We start from the raw sequence: 20003 nt of genomic DNA on the forward strand, positions 1-20003 counted from the left end.
CACGCAGCCAGGACTCAAGCACCTCCAGGTCACCCTCACGCACAACCAGTCCAGGAGCAGGTCTATTCGCCATACCCCCATCATCCTAAGCACCAACCACAAAACAACTAACGACACGCGACACTAGCTTTGCTCCGATGCCGTTGATGCCGCTAGTGGTGGCCACGTTGTACAGGTTCTGCTCGAGCTCCTCCGGTGGGTGGAAGAAGTCTTCTCGCGTCAGGTCTCGGCCCTGGGTGTTGACGGGCGCTCCGGTGGCGGAGGTCGGTCCCGGGGTTCCGCCGTAGCCGGCGGCGTTCATCGACGTTGTCGACTGGGTGGTCGCCGTGGTGCTGGCCGTGGGGGAGGGGGTGGTGGTCGGCGTCGGAGTCTCCGTGTGGCTCGGAGAGGGTGAGGGGCTCTCGGTGGGTGAGGTCGTCGTCGGCTGCGTGCTGGGCTCGGAGGTGGTGCGCTGTCCCGAGCAGGCCGCCAAGGCGAGGGTTGCAAGGGCGGAGAGACTGATCGCGTTGCGCCGGGTGAGAGGCTGCTTCGAGCATTTCATACGGGCATGATATTGCCGTTATTTCAGCAGAATGAAGGGGATGAAGTGAGATTGTCCCACAAATAACTCTGAATTATTCAGACTGATTCGTCGATTGAGTTCTGCATGCCTGAGTGGCATGCGGCCCACGGCTGGGTGCTGGGCGGCTCTGTTTGGCCGCCCGCTCTTCTTGGTTTTGCTCTGCGGCCCTCAGTCGACCTCGACGATGACGGGGACGTGGTCGGAGGCGCCCTTGCCCTTGCGCTCATCACGGTCGATGGCGGCGCCGGTGACGCGGCCCGCCAGGGCCGGCGAGGCGTAGACGAAGTCGATGCGCATGCCCTCGTTCCTCGGGAAGCGCAGCTTCTGATAGTCCCAGTACGTGTAGTTGGTGACCCGCTCACGGGTCACCTCCTGCATGCCCGCCTCGGCGAAGGCGGCGAAGGCCTGACGCTCCGGCTCCGAGACGTGGGTGGCGCCCTCGAAGACGCTCATATCCCACACGTCCTCGTCCCTGGGCGCCACGTTCCAGTCGCCCACCAGCGCCAGCGGCAGGTCGGGCTCGGACTCCAGCCAGGCGGCGACGTCGTCGCGCAGGACTCGCAGCCAGTCCAGCTTGTACGTGTAGTGCGGGTGGGTGAGCTCACGGCCGTTGGGCACGTACAGGCTCCACAGGCGCACGGGCGTCGATCCCGATGAGCCCCCCACCGTCGCCCCCAGGGCCCGGGCCTCCACGGCGGGCTCGGCCTCGGGCTTGGCCGCCCAGGCGGGCTGATCCGGAAAGGAGGTGACGACGTCGTCGAGCCCCACGCGCGAGGCGATCGCCACCCCGTTCCACTGGTTGAGTCCGTGGATCGCCAGCTCGTAGCCGGCGGCCTCGAAGGGCTCGACCGGGAACTGGTCGGGCCGGCACTTGATCTCCTGCATCGCCAGGGCGTCAATGTCCTGGCGCCCCAGGAATGCCAGGACGCGGTCGACGCGGGTGCGGATGGAGTTGACGTTCCAGGTGGCCAGGCGCATGGCGGCAGCCTAGCCGGTGCGGTTCCCATCAAGCACTCAACAAGCGCCCGTAGCCTGCCGCCATGGGAACAGCACTTGTTACCGGGGCCACGAGCGGCCTCGGCCTGGAGTTCGCCTGGCAGCTCGCCCAGGCCCGTCATGACCTCGTCCTCGTCGCGCGCACCCCCGAGCGCCTGAGGGAGGTGGCCGAGGAGATGCGGCAGTTCGCCGGTGTGCAGGTGGAGATCCTGCGGGCCGACCTGTCCGAGCGCGACGAGCTCGAGCTCGTCGCCGAGCGTCTACGAGACCCGGGCAAGCCGGTGGGGTTCCTGGTCAACAACGCCGGCTTCGGGCTGGGCCAGCCCTTCGTCGGGGGAGACCTTGCCCGTGAGGAGCAGGCCCTCGACGTCATGGTGAGGGCGGTCATGGTGACCTCCCACGCTGCCGCCGGCGCCATGGTGGAGCGCGGGCGCGGCGCCATTCTCAACGTCTCCTCCATGACCGCGCACACCGCCATGGGTACCTACGCTGCCCACAAGGCCTGGGTGCTGCGGTTCACCGAGGGGCTGGCCGCAGAGCTCGCCGGCACCGGGGTGACCGCCACGGCGCTGTGCCCCGGCCTGGTGCACACCGGCTTCCACGCGGCGGCCGGGATCGACGAGACCCAGTGGGGCGAGGCGCTGTGGCTGGACGCCGAGCGGGTGGCCATCGACGGGCTCGCCGCGGTGCGCCGCGGGCAGGTCATCTGCACCCCGAGCCTGCGCTACCGCAGCGCCAACGCCGCACTGCGACTGGCCCCCCGCTGGTTCGTTCGCCGGGTGGTCGGGCCCGAGCGCTCCGGCCGGGCCTCCGAGTAGCGTCCAATCAGCCTGCGAGTGATGCTGCGGGAGCCCGTATCAGGAAAAGTGTCACGGATGGCGACTATTCGCCCCCGATTCCCGTAGGGCCCTCGTCGTTGCTGACCTCCCCACCGACGCTGATCGGCACAGATGCGAGACGACTGGTTCAGGGCGGTATCGAAAAGTCTCCCATCGTGACAGATCGGGGCGCATGCGCCGGCTCGTGGCCCGATCTCACCCGAGAATCGCCCAGGGCTGAGGGCGGTGGTCAGGAGGCCGGTCACCTGCAACGATCTCACCATGGCTTCCATTACCTTCCACGGAGACCCCGTCACCACCGTCGGCGAGCTGCCCGCTGTCGGCCAAGCCGCCCCCGCCTTCGATCTCGTGGGCGCCGACCTGGCCCCGGTCACCAGCCAGTCCCTGGCCGGCCGCCGCGTGGTCCTTAACATCTTCCCCTCGGTGGACACCGGGGTGTGCGCCGCCTCGGTGCGTCAGTTCAACAAGCTGGCCTCCGAGCTGGACAACACCACCGTGGTCTGCGTCTCCGCCGACCTGCCCTTCGCGGGCGCCCGCTTCTGCGGCGCCGAGGGTCTGAACAACGTGGTGACCGGCTCGACCTTCCGCTCCACCTTCGGCGCCGACTACGGCGTCACCATCGCCGACGGCCCGGTGGCCGGCCTCATGTCGCGCGCCGTCGTCGTCCTCGATGAGAACGGCACGGTCCTCTACACCGAGCAGGTCCCGGAGGTCGGCCAGGAGCCCGACTACGACGCCGCCGTGGCCGCCCTGTCCTGATCCGCCTCTCGCGCTTCTCACGCCGACCGGCTACCCGGAGTCCCGCCCCTCCCGCATGACGCGGGGGATGGGCGGGACTTCCGTTATCGTGGGTGATCGATCGGTTCTTGGTGGGTTTCTACCCGGCGCGCGAGCCGCCGGGCCCACTACCATCGGAGCCGTGAGCACCAACGATTCCCACATCGCCCGCCTGGCCGAGCTCGTCAACGAGCTCTCCGTCGTCCGCGGCAAGGTCACCCTCGCCTCCGGTCTCGAGTCCGACTTCTACGTGGACATGCGTCGCGCCACCCTCCACCACGAGGCCGCCCCCCTCATCGGCCACGTCATGCTCGACATGCTCGAGGAGGCGGGGCTGGGCACCGACGAGATCGACGCCGTCGGCGGCCTGACCATGGGCGCCGACCCCGTGGCCGCTGCCATGCTGCACGCCGCCGCCTCCCGCGGCCTGGACCTGGACGCCTTCGTCGTGCGCAAGGCCGCCAAGGACCACGGCATGCGCCGGCGCATTGAGGGTCCCGACGTCGCCGGGCGCTCCGTCGTCGTCCTGGAGGACACCTCCACCACCGGCGGCTCCCCGCTGGAGGCCGTTGAGGCCCTGCGCGAGGCGGGAGCCGACGTGCGGGCCGTCGCCGTCATCGTCGACCGGGCCACCGGCGCGCGCGAGCGCATCGAGGCCGCCGGCCTGCCCTACTACGCGGCGCTCGGCCTGGGCGACCTCGGCCTGGAGTGAGTGCCCGACGCCGCCCGCCGGCATCGGCTCACCGAGGCGAGGACGGCGGGGACGTCAACCCCGTGGACCTTCCCGAGGGGGAGCACCGGCCGGCTGCGCCCGCAGCGGCTCGGGCCTCATCCTCCGCGTCTTCGGGGCTGAGCCCGGAGGAGGACCGACCGGCCGACGTCCGCCAGGTCGGCGTCGGCCCCTGGCCCGGCGGTCCCGGGGCCTGGCCCACCGACCCCCGCTACGACCGCGAGCTGCTCGCGGCAGGCGACCGGCGCAACGTCGTCGACCGCTACCGCTACTGGACCGTCGCGGCGATCCGAGCCGACCTGGCCTCCCGCGCCCACCGGCTGCACATCGCCATCGAGAACGTCAGCCAGGACCTCAACATCGGCTCGATCGTGCGCAGCGCCAACGCCTTCAACGTCGCCGGCGTCCACATCATCGGCCGACGCCGCTGGAACAAGCGCGGAGCCATGGTCACCAACCGCTACCTGGACGTGCGCCACCACCCCGAGCCCGGCGAGCTGCTCGCCTGGGCGGCCGCCGAGGGATACGAGGTCATCGGCATCGACAACGGTCCCGGCGCGCAGCCCCTGGAGAGCGCCGCGCTGCCCGAGCGCTGCCTCATGGTCTTCGGCTCCGAGGGCGAGGGCATCAGCGCCGAGCTGAGCGCCGGCTGCTCCCGCCTGCTGCGCATCGGCCAGTACGGCTCCACCCGCTCCATCAACGTGGCCGCGGCGGCGGCCGTGGCCATGCACACCTGGATCCTCCAGCACGCGGGCCCCGCCCCGGACTGAGCCCCGGCTCCGAACCGGCTCCGAACCGGCTCCGCGGCGGCCGTCGACGCCGGTGCCGCTCCGGGCGGCCCGACGCCTCCCGGGACCATGATCCGGTTCACCTCGGTCCGAATTCGTGGAACAATCGGCCCCGCACCACTGACTCATACAGAAATCAGGAGGCACCCAGTGGCCATTGCAACCCCGGAGTCCTACGCCGACATGCTTGACCGCGCGAAGGCCGGCAAGTACGCCATCCCCGCGATCAACGTCACCTCGTCCCAGACTCTGTCCGCCGCCCTCAAGGGCTTCGCCGACGCCGAGTCCGACGGCATCGTCCAGATCTCCAACGGTGGTGCCGCCTACTGGTCCGGGTCCTCGCGCCTCGACCGCGTCAAGGGCTCGATCGCCTTCACCGCCTACGCCCGCGCCGTGGGCGACCTCTACCCCGTCACCATCGGCCTGCACACCGACCACTGCCCCAAGAAGCTCCTGGCCGACTGGATCCACCCGCTCATGGAGATCGAGGCCGAGCAGGTCAAGAACGGTGAGCTGCCGATGTTCAACTCCCACATGTGGGACGGCTCCGCCGAGGCCCTCGACGACAACATCGAGATCGCCGTCGACATGCTCAAGCGCGCCAAGGCCGCCAACGTCGTCCTCGAGATCGAGATCGGCGCCGTGGGCGGCGAGGAGGACGGCATCAAGGGCGAGGAGAACGCCAACCTCTACACCACCGCCGACGACGCCTGGAAGGCTGTCGAGGCCCTCGGCCTGGGTGAGAACGGCCGTTACATCACGGCCCTGACCTTCGGCAACGTGCACGGCTCCTACAAGCCCGGTCACGTCAAGCTCCGCCCCGAGATCCTCGGCGAGATCCAGGACGAGGTCGCCAAGCGCCTCGGTGACCGCCTGTCCTCCAAGGTCGGCGACAAGAACTCGCCCTTCGACCTGGTCATGCACGGCGGCTCCGGCTCCACCGACGAGGAGATCGCCACCGCGGTGCGCAACGGCGTCATCAAGATGAACGTCGACACCGACACCCAGTACGCCTACACCCGCCCGGTCGCCGGCTGGATGTACACCAACTACGACGGCGTCCTCAAGATCGACGGCGAGGTCGGCAACAAGAAGCAGTACGACCCGCGCGCCTGGGGCAAGGCCGCCGAGGAGGGCATGGCCGCTCGCGTCGTCGAGGCCTGCGAGCGCCTCGGCTCGGTCGGCTCCGCCCGCAAGTGAGTCCTCGCCCCGCCCAGGGGTGAACGGCTGAGCAGCGGCTGAACGCCGCACGTGGCCCCGGCATCATCGCGGTGCCGGGGCCACGTCGCGCCTGCGCCACGTGGTGTCCAGGAGGGCACGCCACCGAACCGGCCGAGCGGTTACATTCTTGCAGGGCAGATGGAGGCCGGCGTCGTATCTTGGATGAACTGCTGAAATCCTGGTATTTCAGGCAAAAACTGCCCCAAAGCTGATTCTTGAGATGAGACCCAGGTCACTGATTGCAAACCTTGCAGCAATGAGGGTCGGAAATGTGTCATCATGGGTCGTCGCCGTGAAGCCGACGGAACAGCCGCCGGCGACACGGCAGTCGCACCTCGCGGACGCCCTCGTCCGCCCCTGTCCCATGCGTCCAAAGGAGGACTTCAATGCGACTCATCTCCCGCCGCTCCGTGCTGGGCGGAACCGCCGCGATCGCCGTCGCCGCGACCCTGGCCGCCTGCTCGAAGGGGTCATCCGGCTCCGACGGCGACGGAGGCGTCTACTTCCTCAACTTCAAGCCCGAGTCGGAGCAGGCCTTCAAGGACATCGCGGCCGCCTACACGAAGAAGACCGGCGTGTCCGTCAAGGTCGTCACCGCCGCCTCCGGCACCTATGAGCAGACCCTGAAGTCCGAGGTCGCCAAGTCCAACCCGCCCACGCTGTTCAACCTCAACGGCCCCGTGGGCTACGGCAACTGGAAGGAGTACGCCTCCGACCTGTCCGACGCCGACTTCACCAAGCAGATGACGGACGAGTCCCTGGCCCTCAAGGGCGACGAGGGCAAGGTCGTGGGTGTGCCGCTGGCCATCGAGGGCTACGGCATCATCTACAACGCCGCCATCCTCAACAAGTACTTCGCCATGGAGGGCGCCAAGGCCACCGCCGTCGACCAGATCAAGGGCTTCGACAAGCTCAAGGAGGTCGTCGAGGACATGCAGGCCAAGAAGGCCGAGCTCGGCATCGAGGGCGTCTTCGCCGCGACCTCCCTGTCCCCCGGCGAGGACTGGCGCTGGCAGACCCACCTGGCCAACTACCCCGTCTACTACGAGTACCGCGACGACAAGGTCGACGACCTCACCGAGATCAAGCTGACCTACTCGGACAACTACAAGCAGATCTTCGACCTCTACCTCAACAACTCCACGATCCAGCCCACCGAGGCCAGCGCCAAGACGGTCACCGACTCCATGGCCGACTTCGCCCTGGGCAAGGCCGCCATGGTCCAGAACGGCAACTGGGGCTGGTCGCAGATCTCCGAGGTCTCCGGCAACACGGTCAAGGCCGAGGACGTCCACTTCCTGCCGATCTACATCGGCGTGGCCGGCGAGGACAAGGCCAACATCGCCATCGGCACCGAGAACTACCTGACGATCAACTCCCAGGCCTCCGACGACGCCCAGAAGGCCACCAAGGACTTCCTCACCTGGCTGTTCACCGACGCCGAGGGCTCCAAGCTCGCCGCCGAGAAGCTCAGCATCATCGCGCCCTACAAGGCCTACGCCGAGCTGGCTCCCTCCGACCCGCTGGGCAAGGAGGTCTCTGCGGCCATCAACAACAAGGACCTCACGCCGGTCAAGTGGGTCTTCCCGACCTTCCCGAGCCAGGACTTCAAGGACCAGCTCGGCCAGCACCTGGCCCAGTACGCCTCCGGCAGCACGGACTGGGCGAAGGTCAAGGAGTTCTTCGTGACCGACTGGGCCTCCGAGAAGAAGGCGGCCAAGGAGGGCTGACGTCGGCGAGTCGCCCGAGCCCGTCCGAGCCGCCGTCGACGGCGCCGCCCCGGCAGGCCCCGTGACGGCGACTCATCTCCCCAATCCCCCTTCCCGTCCGGGGCGACAGTACGCCTGAGCCGTTCGGCTCACGCGTCGTCGCCCCGGCGGGAGCCCCGGTACCCGGCCGCTCCGGCGGGTGCCGGTCGCACCTCGAGGCAGATATGACCAAGGCACTGAAAAAGTTCTTCCCAGTATTCGCGGGGCCGACCCTGTTGGCCTTCATGATCGCGTTCATCGTCCCCTTCTTCATGGGGCTCTATCTCTCCTTCACCAAGTTCAGCACCCTGACCAATGCCCGCTTCGTGGGCACCGACAACTACGCCAGGGCCCTGGGGGAGCGCAGCGACTTCCCGCAGGCGCTTGTGTTCACAGCCGTCGTCTCGGTCATCTCGATCATCACGGTGAACCTGGGCGCCTTCGCCCTGGCCTACTTCCTGACCCGCAAGCTGCGCGGCACCAACTTCTTCCGTGCCGTCTTCTTCATGCCCAACCTCATCGGCGGCATCGTCCTGGGCTACACCTGGCAGGTGATGCTCAACGCGATCCTCCAGCGCTGGGACCAGACGATCGTCAACGACTGGCGACTGGGCCTGGCCGGCCTGGTCATGCTCGTCAACTGGCAGCTCATGGGCTACATGATGGTCATCTACATCGCCGGCCTGCAGAACGTGCCGCCCGAGCTCATCGAGGCCTCCCAGATCGACGGCGCCGGCCGCTGGCAGACGCTGCGCAACGTGACGCTGCCGATGATCATGCCCTCGATCACCATCTGCCTGTTCCTCACCCTGGCCAACACCTTCAAGATGTACGACCAGAACCTCGCCCTGACCAACGGGGCCCCGGCCAAGCAGACCCAGATGGCCGCACTCAGCATCGTCAACACGATGTACAAGAAGATCGGCCAGGAGGGCGTCGCCCAGGCCGAGGCCGTCATCTTCTTCCTCATCGTCGCCGCCATCGCGCTCATCCAGCTGCGCGCCACTCGTTCCAAGGAGGTTGACGCGTGAGCACCGCCGTCCAGACCCAGGCTCCCGGATCCGCCGCCCCCGCCCGTAAGACGAACCGGAGGGCCCCCCGGCACACACCCGGTCAGAACGCGCTCGTGGGACTGCTGGCAGTCCTGGCCCTCGTATGGGTCATCCCCCTGGCCTTCATCCTCATCAACTCCTTCAAGGGCAAGTTCTACATCTCCGACAGCCCCTTCGCCCTGCCGACCGCCAAGACCTTCGCCGGCCTGGACAACTACGCCACCGGCCTGGCCCTGTCCGGCTTCGCCAGCGCCATGGGCTGGTCGCTGTTCATCACCGTGGGCTCCGTCGTCGTCATCGTCTTCCTGACGGCGATGACCGCCTACTACATCACCCGCATCAAGACCTGGTGGACCTCGGCGATCTACTACGCCTTCGCCTTCTCCATGATCGCGCCCTTCCAGATGGTCATGTTCCCCACCGTCAAGGTCGCCGACCTCCTCGGCCTGGCCACGCCCTGGGGCATGATCGTCCTCTACCTCGGTTTCGGCGGCGGGCTGTCCGTCTTCCTGTTCGCCGGCTTCATCAAGTCCATCCCCATGGAGATCGAGGAGGCCGCCTACATGGATGGCTGCTCCCCGCTGCAGACCTACTTCAAGGTGGTCATGCCGCTGCTCAAGCCGACGGCGGTCACGGTGGCGATCCTCAACGCCATGTGGGTGTGGAACGACTTCCTCCTGCCCAACCTCGTTATCGGCCAGGACGAGCGCTACAAGACGATCCCGATCGTCATCCAGTCGCTCGTCGGTTCCAACGGAAACCGCGACATGGGCGCCCAGATGGCCATGCTCGTCTTCGCCATCGTCCCGATCGTGGCCTTCTACCTCTTCGGTCAGAAGCACATCATCGAGGGCGTGGCCGCGGGCGCGGTCAAGGGCTGATGCCCGCACCGGAGTCCTGAACCGGGCGGTTCCCGATGCCCCGCCGTGGGCGTCGGGAACCGCCCGTATCATTCCCATCCGCTACTGCACGAGCCCAGCCAGAAGGAGATCCCGTGGCCCTGTTCCCCGGCCCCGACAGCCCCGCCTACCGAGCCTGGTCCGCAGTGGCCGACGTCGTCATCCTCAACGCCCTGACGCTGGCCGGATGCCTGCCGGTGGTGACGGCCGGTGCCTCCCTGACGGCCTGCGCCCGCGTGGCCGGCCAGATGGCGGCCGACGACGCCCCGGCGGTCCTGGCCACCTGGTGGCGCTCCTTCCGTCTCAACCTGCGCCAGTCCCTGGCCTGGTGGCTGCCGGTGCTCGTACTGGCGGCCCTGGGAGCCTGGGAGTACCTGGTTCTGGCCGACGGCGTCCCGGCTGACCAGTACGCCGGTCAGCCGGGCGACCTGGGCAGTGCGACCGGTGCGGTGTCCGGGCTGGTGCTGGCCGGGGGAGCGCTCCTGGCCGCGATCCTCATCTGGCTGCTGCCGCTCGCGGCCTTCTTCGACGCCTCGCTCGTCCGGCACCTGTCCAACGCCGCACGGCTCGCCGTCGGGCGCCTGGGGATCACGGTCATCTGCCTGGTGATCGTGATCGCACCGGTGGGGGTGCTCTGGGCGCTGCCTTCGATGGGGGCGGCGGTGCTCTGGTTCATGGTCCTCATCGGCCCGGCCTTCCAGAGCTACCTCATCGCCCTGCTCCAGCGCTCCACCATCGCCGCGCTCGCGGTCGGCGCTCGGACCTCCCCTCACCCGAATCGTCCTCAGTGACCGGGAGGTGAGCGCGACGTGATGCGGCCGGTCGGGCTCCGGTAGGGTAGAGGACGGTGTGTCCACCGGCACGCCGTCACTGAAGCCAGGGAGCAGCCATGCCAGCCGTTGTCGTCGTCGGGACCCAGTGGGGAGACGAAGGAAAGGGCAAGGCGACTGACCAGCTCGGTCAGGACGTCGACTACGTCGTCAAGTTCAACGGCGGCAACAATGCCGGCCACACCGTGGTCATCGACGGCGAGAAGTTCGCCTTCCACCTCCTGCCGGCCGGCGTGCTCACCCCCGGGGTCACCCCCATCATCGGCAACGGCGTCGTCGTCGACCTGGAGGTCCTCTTCAGCGAGATCGCCGAGATCGCCTCCCGTGGCAAGGACGCCTCCAGCCTCCTCATCAGCGCCAACGCCCACATCATCCCCTCCTACAACCGGGTTCTGGACCGCACCACCGAGCGCTTCCTGGGCTCGCGCCAGCTGGGCACCACCGGCCGTGGGATCGGCCCCACCTATGCGGACAAGATGAACCGCGTGAGCATCCGCGTCCAGGACCTCTTCGACGAGTCGATCCTGCGCCAGAAGGTCCACTCCGCCCTGGACCAGAAGAACAGCCTCTTCCTCAAGGTCTTCAACCGGGCCGCCATCGACGCCGACGCCGTCGCCGACGAGCTGCTCTCCTACGCCGAGCGGGTCCGGCCCATGGTCGTCGACTGCTCCCTGGTGCTCAACAGCGCCCTCGACAAGGGCAAGACCGTCCTGTTCGAGGCCGGACAGGCCACGATGCTCGACATCGACCACGGCACCTACCCCTTCGTCACCTCCTCCAACCCCACCGCCGGCGGCGCCTGCACGGGTACCGGCGTGGGACCCACCCGGATCGACTCCGTCGTCGGCGTCGTCAAGGCCTACACCACCCGTGTGGGGGAGGGGCCCTTCCCCACCGAGCTGCACGACGAGATGGGCGAGCGCCTGCGCTCCGAGGGCGGCGAGTTCGGCGTCACCACCGGCAGGCCCCGGCGCTGCGGCTGGCACGACGCCGTCGTCACCCGGTACGCCGCCCGGGTCAACGGGCTCACCGACCTGGTGATGACCAAGCTCGACGTCCTCACCGGGCACGAGACCATTCCCGTGTGCGTCGCCTACGACATCGACGGCACCATCACCCAGGAGATGCCGTTGACCCAGTCCGACTTCCACCACGCCGTCCCCGTCTACGAGGAGCTGGAGGGCTGGAGCGAGGACATCAGCCGGGTACGCCGCTTCGCCGACCTGCCCCGGGCTGCCCAGGACTACGTGCTGCGCATCGAGGAGCTGGCCCGCTGCCGCATCTCCGCGATCGGAGTCGGGCCGGGCCGCGAGGCCACGATCTCGCGCCACTCGCTCATCGGCTGACAGTGTCAGTAGCCGCCTGGGCCGCTCCAACCTGACGGAGGATATGGTTCGCCGGAAACGGGCGGAACCGAACCGGGCGGCTGCTGATACGGCGGAGCCCCCATGTATCCGGGACTGCCGGCCACCGGCATCTGTGCCGGGGGATAGGCGCCTTGATACGGATACTGAGGCTGGTAGGGCTGCGGCTGGATGGGGCCGCCCTGCAAGGGGGACCCCGGTGAGGCCTGGGCGAACGGTTGGTACGTGGGCCCGACCGCATGGTGGGACTGCTGCGTCAACGCGGCCAGGTACCTTTGCTCTCGGCTCTTCCTGCTGGCATTGCTGATGAGAGTGATCAGTCCGCCCCCGACCATCGTCAAAACGATCAGGCTGACAACGATCCAGAATCCGGTTCTTACGGATGCATCGGAGTCAGACCCGGACTGAGATCCAGATGCGGCCTCTGCGGTGTCCTTGCCGCGAGCCTTGTTGTCGTAAAAATCGTCGAACGAGACCTTGTTCTGTTTATCCCCCTCGACCTTCCCTCCTCCGGCGTCCGTCACCTTTCCGGGGAAGACGGCCGAAAGCGTCACTGAGCTGTTCTTGTCCTCCTCGGAGACGGAGTCGTTGTGGGTGTCGATGACGTACTCGTCTCCGTCGTGCGTCACGTACTCGTTGCCGGATACTGAGGTGTTGAGGACTGCTTTGCAGGTCGGAGTTCCGTTCTCGGACGAGAATGTGACCTCGGGCTCTACTGAGCCATTTGAGAAGTTCTCGGCGACGCAGAAGTCCTTGAGGCTCTGTTCGTCGTCAGAGCGTGTGGTGGCCAGGAAGGTGGTCGTCACCTTGTCATCCGACGTGACGACGATCTCGATATTGACCTTCTCCTCGTCGGTGCTCGCCATGGGAATGGCGGCATTCGCAGAAGTCGCCACAGCCGTGAGGAGAACGCCGACGAGACTGAGAATGCTGATGAGGGGTGCTGCTGGAGTGCGCCGAAGAGCGAAGTGGTGCATATGCCGCCTTAAAACCGCGTGGACGGAGCGTGGGACATCCGATTCCGTGGCATTGTATCGGCGGCCCCGAGCGTACTGTATGGACAGCATGTCGCTCAGGGCCGCCGTGGTGGATGTTGTCAGTAGGAGGTCGGTGCGTCCGGCCGGTTGTCAGCAGGGGGCGGAACGGGGCCGGGGTTCGCGGCACCGCCGTGCTCCTGCTGGGCGTATCCCGGGTCGACTGCGCCCTGGGGCGGCGGGGGCACCGAACCGGGTGCCTGTGCCTGACCGGGGGCAGGAGCCTGAGGCTGCCCGGTTGCATAGCCCGCGGCTCCGGCCGGGTACGCCTGGTAGGTCTGCTGCTGAGCCATCTTCTTACGATTGTTCAGGTACCAGAAGGCGCCGCCCCCGGCGGCCGCGACCACCAGCACTCCGATGATCAGCCAGACCCACGGGAAGGCGGGAGTGTCCTTACCCGTCACCCGGTAGTCGCCGGCCTCATGGAAGGTGACGGTAGTTCCGCTGACCTTGCCGCCGTCGGAGTTGGTGACGTTTCCGGGGAAGGTCACTGACAGGGTGTAATCCATGTCGTCGTCGGCGCTGGATACGGCGCCGCGTCCGGTGTCGAAGACGTACTCGTCTCCCACGTGTTCGATGAGTTCACTGCTCTCGGAGATCTTGTCCTTCCCGCTGTAGGTGCAGGTTGGACGTCCCTCGGGTTCCGAGTAGGTCGCCTTGGCCTTATCCCAGGCGCCTGACCCGCTCGAACCCTCGCAGCTCTTCTTCAAGTCGTCTGATGACGTCGAGGAGTCCTTTTTGTTTCGTGTGACGCTCATCTTGTAGTCGTAGGTGTCGTCCTTGTTGATAGTGACGGCAATGGTGAAGGCACCTCGGCTGTCCTGATCCTTGGCGGTGGACGTCAGTGCGTTGCCCGTAGGGGAGACGAGTGTGAGAGATGCGAGGAGTGGGAGGAATGCCAGTGCGCTCAGGGTACGGCGCAGGGGAGTAGTTGCTGCCATGATCTCACCCTAGACGATCGTCGAGGGTGAGACGGCTGGATGGACGATGGTAATCAGCCGGAATTCCCCGTAGTAACGGAGTGAATCATCAGATGACCGAGAAGAAGTAGTGGCCCCGGAGTCGCAGGACTCCGGGGCCACGATGGCAAGTGGTACGGGGTGGGTGTCAGTAGGTGCCTTGTCCGGACTGGCCGGTGCCGTAAGGAGGCTGACCCGGCTGCTGCGGGACCTGGGGGGTGCCGTAGCCGGCCTGCTGGTCGGGCTGGGGCTGGGGGGTGCCATAGCCGGCCTGCTGGTCGGGCTGGGCCGGGAAGGGCTGGTTCGGGTCGTAGCCCTGAACGGGTGTCCCATAGGCGGGCTGGCCCCGGTTCTTCTTGCTGCGGGTGATGAAGAAGGCTGCGGCGCCACCGCCGATCACTGCCAGAACGCCCACGCCGACGAGGATCCAGACCCACATCGGGGTCGATCCATCACTGCCTTTGACGGTGTGCGTATCGATGTCGGTGAAGGTGACCTTGTTGCCGTCGACCTTGCCACCGTCGGCATCGGTGACCTTACCGGGGAAGGTAATGGTCTGAGTGACGTCAACCTCACTGGCGGAGCCGGCATTGTCGCTGCCGATCTTGACGACGTACTCATTGCCCTCGTGCTTGATCTGACCGTTGCTGTCCTTGATGGGGCCGGACCCTTCGAGGGTGCAGACAGCAGTGTCTCCATCCTCCTTGAAACTGGCTTTGACGTCAGAGCCACCGATCCCTGCACCGGAGAGGGAGTCGGAGTCGCAGTTGTTCTCGTTGAAAATGCCGAGACCGGTGGAATCGTTGACAACGATCTTGAATGAGTAGGTGTCATCCGATTTGACCACGACGTCTGATGTGAACTTTATCTGGGAGGCGGGGTTGTCGGCCAGCGGAGCGGCGTGCCCGGGGGTCCCGACCAGGGCGAGAGGGGCGGACAGGGTAAGGGCGGCAAGAGCCGTCAACACGGAGAAGGGCGCGGGGATGCGGCGCGCGATGGCAGATGTCATACCCCCACAGTAACGGTTTCGACGCCGGGTTGTAACCGGATCCTCATGGGGACCGCTCTCCCGCATGTGACCTGTCACTGGGGCTGCTGCGGAGGGGGCCGGCTGCCGTGCTGCTGGGGTGCGTGGGAGGGGGAGGGCGGGTAGGGTCCGTTGACCGTGCCGCAGGGAGAGCAAGGCGGTGACGGCTGCGCGGCGGCAGCCGGCTATCCGCCCTGGTAAGGCGGGTAGGACTGTACGCCCTGACCCCCGGTGCGCTCCTGCGGTGGCCGGAAGTCCGCGTGCCCGTGTCCCTCCTGGTAGGGCGTCTGCGTGTACCCGGGACCCCCGGCCCCGGGCGCGTAGAGTCCGTTGCCGTTCTGGGGCCCGTAGATGCCGGGGCCGGCCGAGTAGCTCGCGTCTTGAGGAGGAAAGACGCCGGCGCCCGGGCCGGGCTCGACGTACGGGGAGTAGCCGGCCTGAAGATCGGCGACGGGATAGGGCTGGGTCGGTCCCGACGTCGGCGGCTGGGTTCCGGGCAGTGGAGACTGGTACGGGCCGCTGATGTAGACGTCCGATGGGATCGTGCCGGAGGCTGTGGCCTCCTGAGGGGCCTCGCCGTACGGGAACGCAGGATTCATCCGCTGGGTTCGGCGAACCCTCAGAAGGTAGAGCATGACACCCGCGATGATGAGGAGGACGATGCCTCCGGCCACGGCAACCATCCACCACCGCAGCTGGAACGTGCCGTCCTCACCCTCGGCGTGAAGACCGTCGGAGCTCTCCAGTGCATCGTCCCAGGTGACCTTGTTGCCGTCGTTCCTGCCGTTGGACTTCGTCACCTCACCGGGGAAGGTCACGGACACGGAGACCTTGGTGTTGCCCCCGATGTTCTGGGAGGAGAACTGAGGGTTCTTCGAGCTGAGCTTGCTCAGAGAGCCGGGGGACAGATCGAAGATGTACTGCCTGTCCTTGTGCCTGATCGTCCACGTGTCGGTCTGAAGCTTGCTGAGCGGGACCGCCTTGGCAGTGACCTGGCACGCCGGATGGTCATTGTGGGACGTGAAGCTGTAGGTCGCCTCGACGCCTTCAGGCAGTGGGGTCGATGTCCGCAGATCCTTCTCGGTGCAGTTCTCCTTGGTGATGAGCCGCAGGTCGGAGGAGTCCCACATGATGTAGGTCAGGTCGGCGGTCTCATTGTCGTGGATGACGAAGTCGTAGCGGACTCCGCAGCCGGCCAGGATCAGGGTGAGGGCGGCCAGCGCCGCCCAGGCCACAGGCCGTGGAACGTTGCGGGAGGCATGATTCATGCGTCGAGTCTAAATCGGGGTCGTTGCCGCCCGGGAGTACTGGAGTATCTGTCCGATCCGCTCGGCCCCGGGCGGCTTGCCCGAGGACGTACGTGATCCGGGCTCCCCAGTGACCCAGTGACGCGGCATGTCGGTGGGTGGTGCTCCACGTCGTCGGCGGTTGCTCCCCCATTACTCCTCTTGTTTCTCACGGGTGCGCCGTCTGAGCGTTGCACGTCCCGCGGCCCGTCGCCGCATCACGCCTGCGGCCAGGACTCCGCCGAGCAGCACCAGGCCCGCGGTGAGCCAGACGCTGGTGCGACTCCACCAGGACACGCCTCGGGAGTCCTGGGCGTAGCCCGAGGCACTGACTCCCTTGGCCACGGTGTCGGGGTCGTCCCAGGTGACCGTGGTGCCTGAGACCTTTCCTCCACCGGATTGAGTCACCGCGCCGGGGAAGGTGATGGAGACCTTGGTGTCGACGACGCCCCTGAAGGAGGTGCTGCTCGGCTGCGGCTCTCCCTGACCACCTGACGGATCGGCGGTCGCCTCCGGTGCCGCTCCAGGCGCCCCCGCTGCGCCGTCGGCTCCGCCGGAGTCCTGCGGGTCGAGCGAGAGCGGCTGGATCGTCACCTTGTAGACGTCGCCGTCGCGCACGACGATGGTGTTCGGCTCGGCCTCCGCGGCCTGGGGGACCTTGACGCCGCTGATGCTCACCGAGCAGCCAGGACCGTCGTCACCGGTGAGAGGCTCGGCCTTGACCGTGGTGCCCGCGGGCACGCCCAGGGCGGTGGGATCGGAGTAGGCGGAGCAGTCGGGGGCCTTGTCCTGGGGGAAGATGGTTCCGGTCGTGTCCCGCATCTCCAGGGCGACGTCGTAGCTGCCCTGGGGGCTGATGGTCATGTCCATGTGGGCGGTGCAGGCGGTCAGTCCCAGGCAGGAGAAGGCCACCAGCGCCGGGCGCGCCAGTGGGCGGAGCCGGGGGCGCATGACGGTGTGCGTGGGGCAGGACGCGGGCGATGACGCGACGGACATGCGGGCACGCTACACGCTCGCACTGGACCTTCACTGAGGGCGGAACGATGCCGTTTCAAAGGGTGCAAAAGCCGTCATCCTCCCGAATGTGGCCGATCACATGCCAACGTGGCCGGGAAGAGAAGCCCAGTTGGGACCTTCGGCGATGTGACCTCAGGCGCCGGGTGGGGGAGTATTGCCCTCGACCGAGCGAGTCGGCAACGGCGCGCTCACCGGATCAACACCCCCAAGGAAGGGACTCGCATGACTGTGTCTGAGAAGGACGTCCGCGCCGCCGCGCCGGCTAACGCCCCTGAGGATGTCATCGAATTCGTCACGCGTATCGCCGAGCTGGCCAAGCCCGAGAACGTCTACTTCGCGGACGGTTCACAGGAGGAGTGGGACCGCCTGACCACTGAGATGGTGGAGTCGGGCATGTTCACCCGCCTCAACCCCGACAAGCGCCCCAACTCCTTCCTGGCACGTTCCCTGCCCAGTGACGTCGCCCGCGTGGAGTCCAGGACCTTCATCTGCTCCGAGAAGGAGGAGGACGCCGGCCCGACCAACAACTGGTACGACCCGGCCGAGATGAAGAAGATCCTCCACGAGAAGTTCGACGGCGCCATGCGCGGCCGGACCCTCTACGTCATCCCCTTCTCCATGGGCCCCCTGGGCGGTCCCATCTCCCAGCTCGGCATCGAGCTGACCGACTCCCCCTACGTGGTGGTCAACATGCGGATCATGACCCGCATGGGCTCGGCCGCCATGGACCTCATCGCCGAGGGCCGCCCGTGGGTCCCGGCCGTGCACTCCGTGGGTGCGCCGCTGGCCGAGCACGAGAAGGACACCACCTGGCCCTGCAACGACGAGAAGTACATCACCCACTTCCCGGAGACCAACGAGATCTGGTCCTTCGGCTCCGGCTACGGCGGCAACGCCCTGCTGGGCAAGAAGTGCTACGCGCTGCGCATCGCCTCGACCATGGCCCGCCGCGACGGCTGGATGGCCGAGCACATGCTCATCCTGCGCCTGACCGACGAGAAGACCGGCAAGCAGTACCACGTCACCGCCGCCTTCCCGAGCGCCTGCGGCAAGACCAACCTCGCCATGCTCCAGCCCACCATCCCGGGCTACAAGGTCGAGACCGTCGGTGACGACATCGCCTGGATGCGTCCCGGCCCCGACGGCCGCCTGCGCGCCATCAACCCCGAGGCCGGCTTCTTCGGCGTCGCCCCCGGCACCTCCTACGACACCAACCCGATGGCCATGGACACCATGAAGGCCAACACCATCTTCACCAACGTCGCCCTGACCGACGACGGTGACGTGTGGTGGGAGGGCATCGACGCCCCGATGCCGGAGCACCTCATCGACTGGCAGGGCAACGACTTCACCCCGGCCGACGCCGCCGAGGGCAAGAAGGCCGCCCACCCCAACAGCCGCTTCACCACCCCGGCCTCGCAGTGCCCGATCATCTGCCCCGACTGGGAGGCTCCCGAGGGCGTGGCCATTGACGCCATCCTCTTCGGCGGACGCCGCGCCACCAACGTGCCGCTGGTCGCCGAGCAGTACGAGAACGCCCACGGCGTGTTCATCGGCTCGGCCGTGGCCTCCGAGGTCACCGCCGCCGCCCTGGACGCCAAGGTCGGCTCCCTGCGTCACGACCCGATGGCCATGCTGCCCTTCTGCGGCTACCACATGGCCGACTACTGGTCGCACTGGCTGGAGATGCAGGAGCAGCTGGGCGACAAGTTCCCGAAGGTCTACCAGGTCAACTGGTTCCGCAAGGACGAGAACGGCAAGTTCATCTGGCCCGGCTACGGCGAGAACTCCCGTGTGCTCGACTGGATCGTGCGTCGCGCCTCCGGCGAGGCCGGTGCGATCGACGGCGTCACCGGCCGCTACCCCAAGTTCGAGGAGTTCAACCTCGAGGGCCTCGACCTGGGCGAGGAGGAGTGGGCCAAGATGTACGACATCGACCCCGAGGCCTGGTCCGCCGAGATGGACGACACCGAGGAGTACTACAAGCAGTTCGGTGACAAGCTCCCCGAGGCCATCAAGGAGCAGCTCGCCAAGTTCCGTGAGCGCATCGCCGAGGCCAAGAAGGCCTGATCACGGCTGAGCCCCTTCCCCACGAAGGGACCTGAACGGGGGTTCCCACCGGTTCGCCGGTGGGAACCCCCGTTCTTGCTGCCTGCCTCGGGGACCTTCCTGCACCTGGCCCGGGCCTGCCCAGCGCCGCGGACGCACCATAGGGCTCGTGGACTGTCCCGCAGGATCAGCCGCCGAGGCTGATGGTGCGTCCGCTAGAGGTCGGCCCGTGCGTCGGGAACTGCGTTTCCGGTCGAGAACGTACTTTTCTCGCACGTTACTGAGGTCTGTCCTCAGTAGTCTGCGAGAAGACGCAGTCCTCGAAGAGAAGGAGGATTATTCATGGCAGTCTCCGCTACCTTTCTTGAACTGAGCCGGGTGTGCGGACTCTGGTGTCCACAGAAATGACATTGAAGCGCTTATGGCGGGTGCGGTGCTGGCAAATCGTTGGAATTACGCCGATCCGTCGACTCGAATCCAGGTGTTGAGGCCCCAATGTCATTTCTGTGGACACAACAGCGGCATGACTTGGGCCCTCCGTGTGATTCTTGGCCACTGAGTCCCGCCGTGAGCGTTGCGGTCGGGAGCGAGACTCCGGTTCGAGCCTTCAAGGTACGGACTCGGCGTCTCCCTTACCCCCTCGAACGCGGTGTCCCCTGCACTCACCAAGGGCAAGATCACCTATGGCCGGCCCCGTGAATAAGCCTCTGCATCTCGAAAACCCTAGGTGTCGTTCTTCCTGGGGAAGAGGCCTCGCCTGTGTCTCCTGAGGGGAGACTGGCTGACGAAACTGTTGTCGACGTGTGGCATACCGAGTCGTTCTGC

18 protein-coding genes are annotated in these 20003 nt (G+C 67.0%); 11 read left to right on the plus strand and 7 right to left on the minus strand.

Annotated elements, in window-relative coordinates:
• Positions 1-85: 85 nt before the first annotated feature.
• Positions 86-541, minus strand: coding sequence for a hypothetical protein (locus tag HCR68_RS11945; RefSeq protein ID WP_167149771.1), 456 nt, complete (start codon positions 539-541; stop codon positions 86-88).
• A gap of 189 nt (positions 542-730) precedes the next feature.
• Positions 731-1540, minus strand: coding sequence for an exodeoxyribonuclease III (locus tag HCR68_RS11950; RefSeq protein ID WP_167149773.1), 810 nt, complete (start codon positions 1538-1540; stop codon positions 731-733).
• Positions 1541-1602: 62 nt separating this feature from the next.
• Here HCR68_RS11950 and HCR68_RS11955 point away from each other — a divergent pair, with 62 nt between their 5' ends.
• The 10 genes from HCR68_RS11955 to HCR68_RS12000 all read left to right on the plus strand — a co-directional run bounded on the left by HCR68_RS11955 (position 1603) and on the right by HCR68_RS12000 (position 11788).
• Positions 1603-2376 (plus strand): SDR family oxidoreductase, encoded by a 774-nt coding sequence (locus tag HCR68_RS11955; protein ID WP_167149775.1) that lies wholly within the window; start codon positions 1603-1605, stop codon positions 2374-2376.
• Between the two features lie 282 nt (positions 2377-2658).
• On the plus strand, positions 2659-3156 hold the full coding sequence (gene tpx / locus HCR68_RS11960; RefSeq protein ID WP_167149777.1) for a thiol peroxidase: 498 nt from the start codon (positions 2659-2661) through the stop codon (positions 3154-3156).
• Between the two features lie 160 nt (positions 3157-3316).
• Positions 3317-3886, plus strand: a complete 570-nt coding sequence (gene pyrE / locus HCR68_RS11965) for an orotate phosphoribosyltransferase (RefSeq protein ID WP_167149779.1) — start codon at positions 3317-3319, stop codon at positions 3884-3886.
• Between the two features lie 62 nt (positions 3887-3948).
• Positions 3949-4674, plus strand: a complete 726-nt coding sequence (locus HCR68_RS11970; RefSeq protein ID WP_167149781.1) for an RNA methyltransferase — start codon at positions 3949-3951, stop codon at positions 4672-4674.
• Positions 4675-4842: 168 nt separating this feature from the next.
• Positions 4843-5892 carry a class II fructose-bisphosphate aldolase gene (fbaA, locus tag HCR68_RS11975; protein WP_167149783.1) on the plus strand — a complete coding sequence of 350 codons (1050 nt, stop codon included), beginning with the start codon at positions 4843-4845 and terminating at the stop codon, positions 5890-5892.
• Between the two features lie 407 nt (positions 5893-6299).
• Complete coding sequence (locus HCR68_RS11980) at positions 6300-7643, plus strand: ABC transporter substrate-binding protein (protein ID WP_167149786.1); 1344 nt, start codon at positions 6300-6302, stop codon at positions 7641-7643.
• A 203-nt stretch (positions 7644-7846) separates the two neighbouring features.
• On the plus strand, positions 7847-8692 hold the full coding sequence (locus tag HCR68_RS11985; protein WP_167149788.1) for a sugar ABC transporter permease: 846 nt from the start codon (positions 7847-7849) through the stop codon (positions 8690-8692).
• Positions 8689-9594: a carbohydrate ABC transporter permease gene (locus HCR68_RS11990; RefSeq protein ID WP_167149790.1), complete on the plus strand. Its 906-nt coding sequence runs from the start codon at positions 8689-8691 to the stop codon at positions 9592-9594. The genes HCR68_RS11985 and HCR68_RS11990 overlap by 4 nt, the downstream gene beginning before the upstream one ends.
• A gap of 113 nt (positions 9595-9707) precedes the next feature.
• A complete protein-coding gene (locus HCR68_RS11995) occupies positions 9708-10403 on the plus strand; it encodes a DUF624 domain-containing protein (protein ID WP_167149792.1) in 696 nt (231 codons plus the stop codon).
• Between the two features lie 98 nt (positions 10404-10501).
• Positions 10502-11788 carry an adenylosuccinate synthase gene (locus tag HCR68_RS12000; RefSeq protein ID WP_167149794.1) on the plus strand — a complete coding sequence of 429 codons (1287 nt, stop codon included), beginning with the start codon at positions 10502-10504 and terminating at the stop codon, positions 11786-11788.
• Positions 11789-11793: 5 nt separating this feature from the next.
• Here the strand turns inward: HCR68_RS12000 and HCR68_RS12005 are convergent, their stop codons facing one another.
• From HCR68_RS12005 to HCR68_RS12025, 5 genes are all read right to left on the minus strand, one after another.
• On the minus strand, positions 11794-12783 hold the full coding sequence (locus HCR68_RS12005) for a hypothetical protein (protein ID WP_167149796.1): 990 nt from the start codon (positions 12781-12783) through the stop codon (positions 11794-11796).
• Positions 12784-12902: 119 nt separating this feature from the next.
• Positions 12903-13781, minus strand: a complete 879-nt coding sequence (locus HCR68_RS12010) for a hypothetical protein (protein WP_167149798.1) — start codon at positions 13779-13781, stop codon at positions 12903-12905.
• A gap of 166 nt (positions 13782-13947) precedes the next feature.
• On the minus strand, positions 13948-14808 hold the full coding sequence (locus tag HCR68_RS12015) for a hypothetical protein (protein WP_167149800.1): 861 nt from the start codon (positions 14806-14808) through the stop codon (positions 13948-13950).
• A 203-nt stretch (positions 14809-15011) separates the two neighbouring features.
• The gene (locus HCR68_RS12020; protein WP_167149802.1) at positions 15012-16094 is read right to left on the minus strand and encodes a hypothetical protein; all 1083 of its coding nucleotides are present in this window, start codon (positions 16092-16094) and stop codon (positions 15012-15014) included.
• Between the two features lie 171 nt (positions 16095-16265).
• A complete protein-coding gene (locus HCR68_RS12025) occupies positions 16266-17108 on the minus strand; it encodes a translation initiation factor 2 (protein WP_167149804.1) in 843 nt (280 codons plus the stop codon).
• A 243-nt stretch (positions 17109-17351) separates the two neighbouring features.
• Here HCR68_RS12025 and HCR68_RS12030 point away from each other — a divergent pair, with 243 nt between their 5' ends.
• Positions 17352-19199 (plus strand): phosphoenolpyruvate carboxykinase (GTP), encoded by a 1848-nt coding sequence (locus HCR68_RS12030; RefSeq protein ID WP_167149806.1) that lies wholly within the window; start codon positions 17352-17354, stop codon positions 19197-19199.
• The last annotated feature ends 804 nt before the right edge of the window (positions 19200-20003 follow it).

It is taken from the genome of Actinomyces sp. ZJ308, assembly GCF_011752065.1.
Taxonomy (GTDB): Bacteria; Actinomycetota; Actinomycetes; order Actinomycetales; family Actinomycetaceae; genus Actinomyces.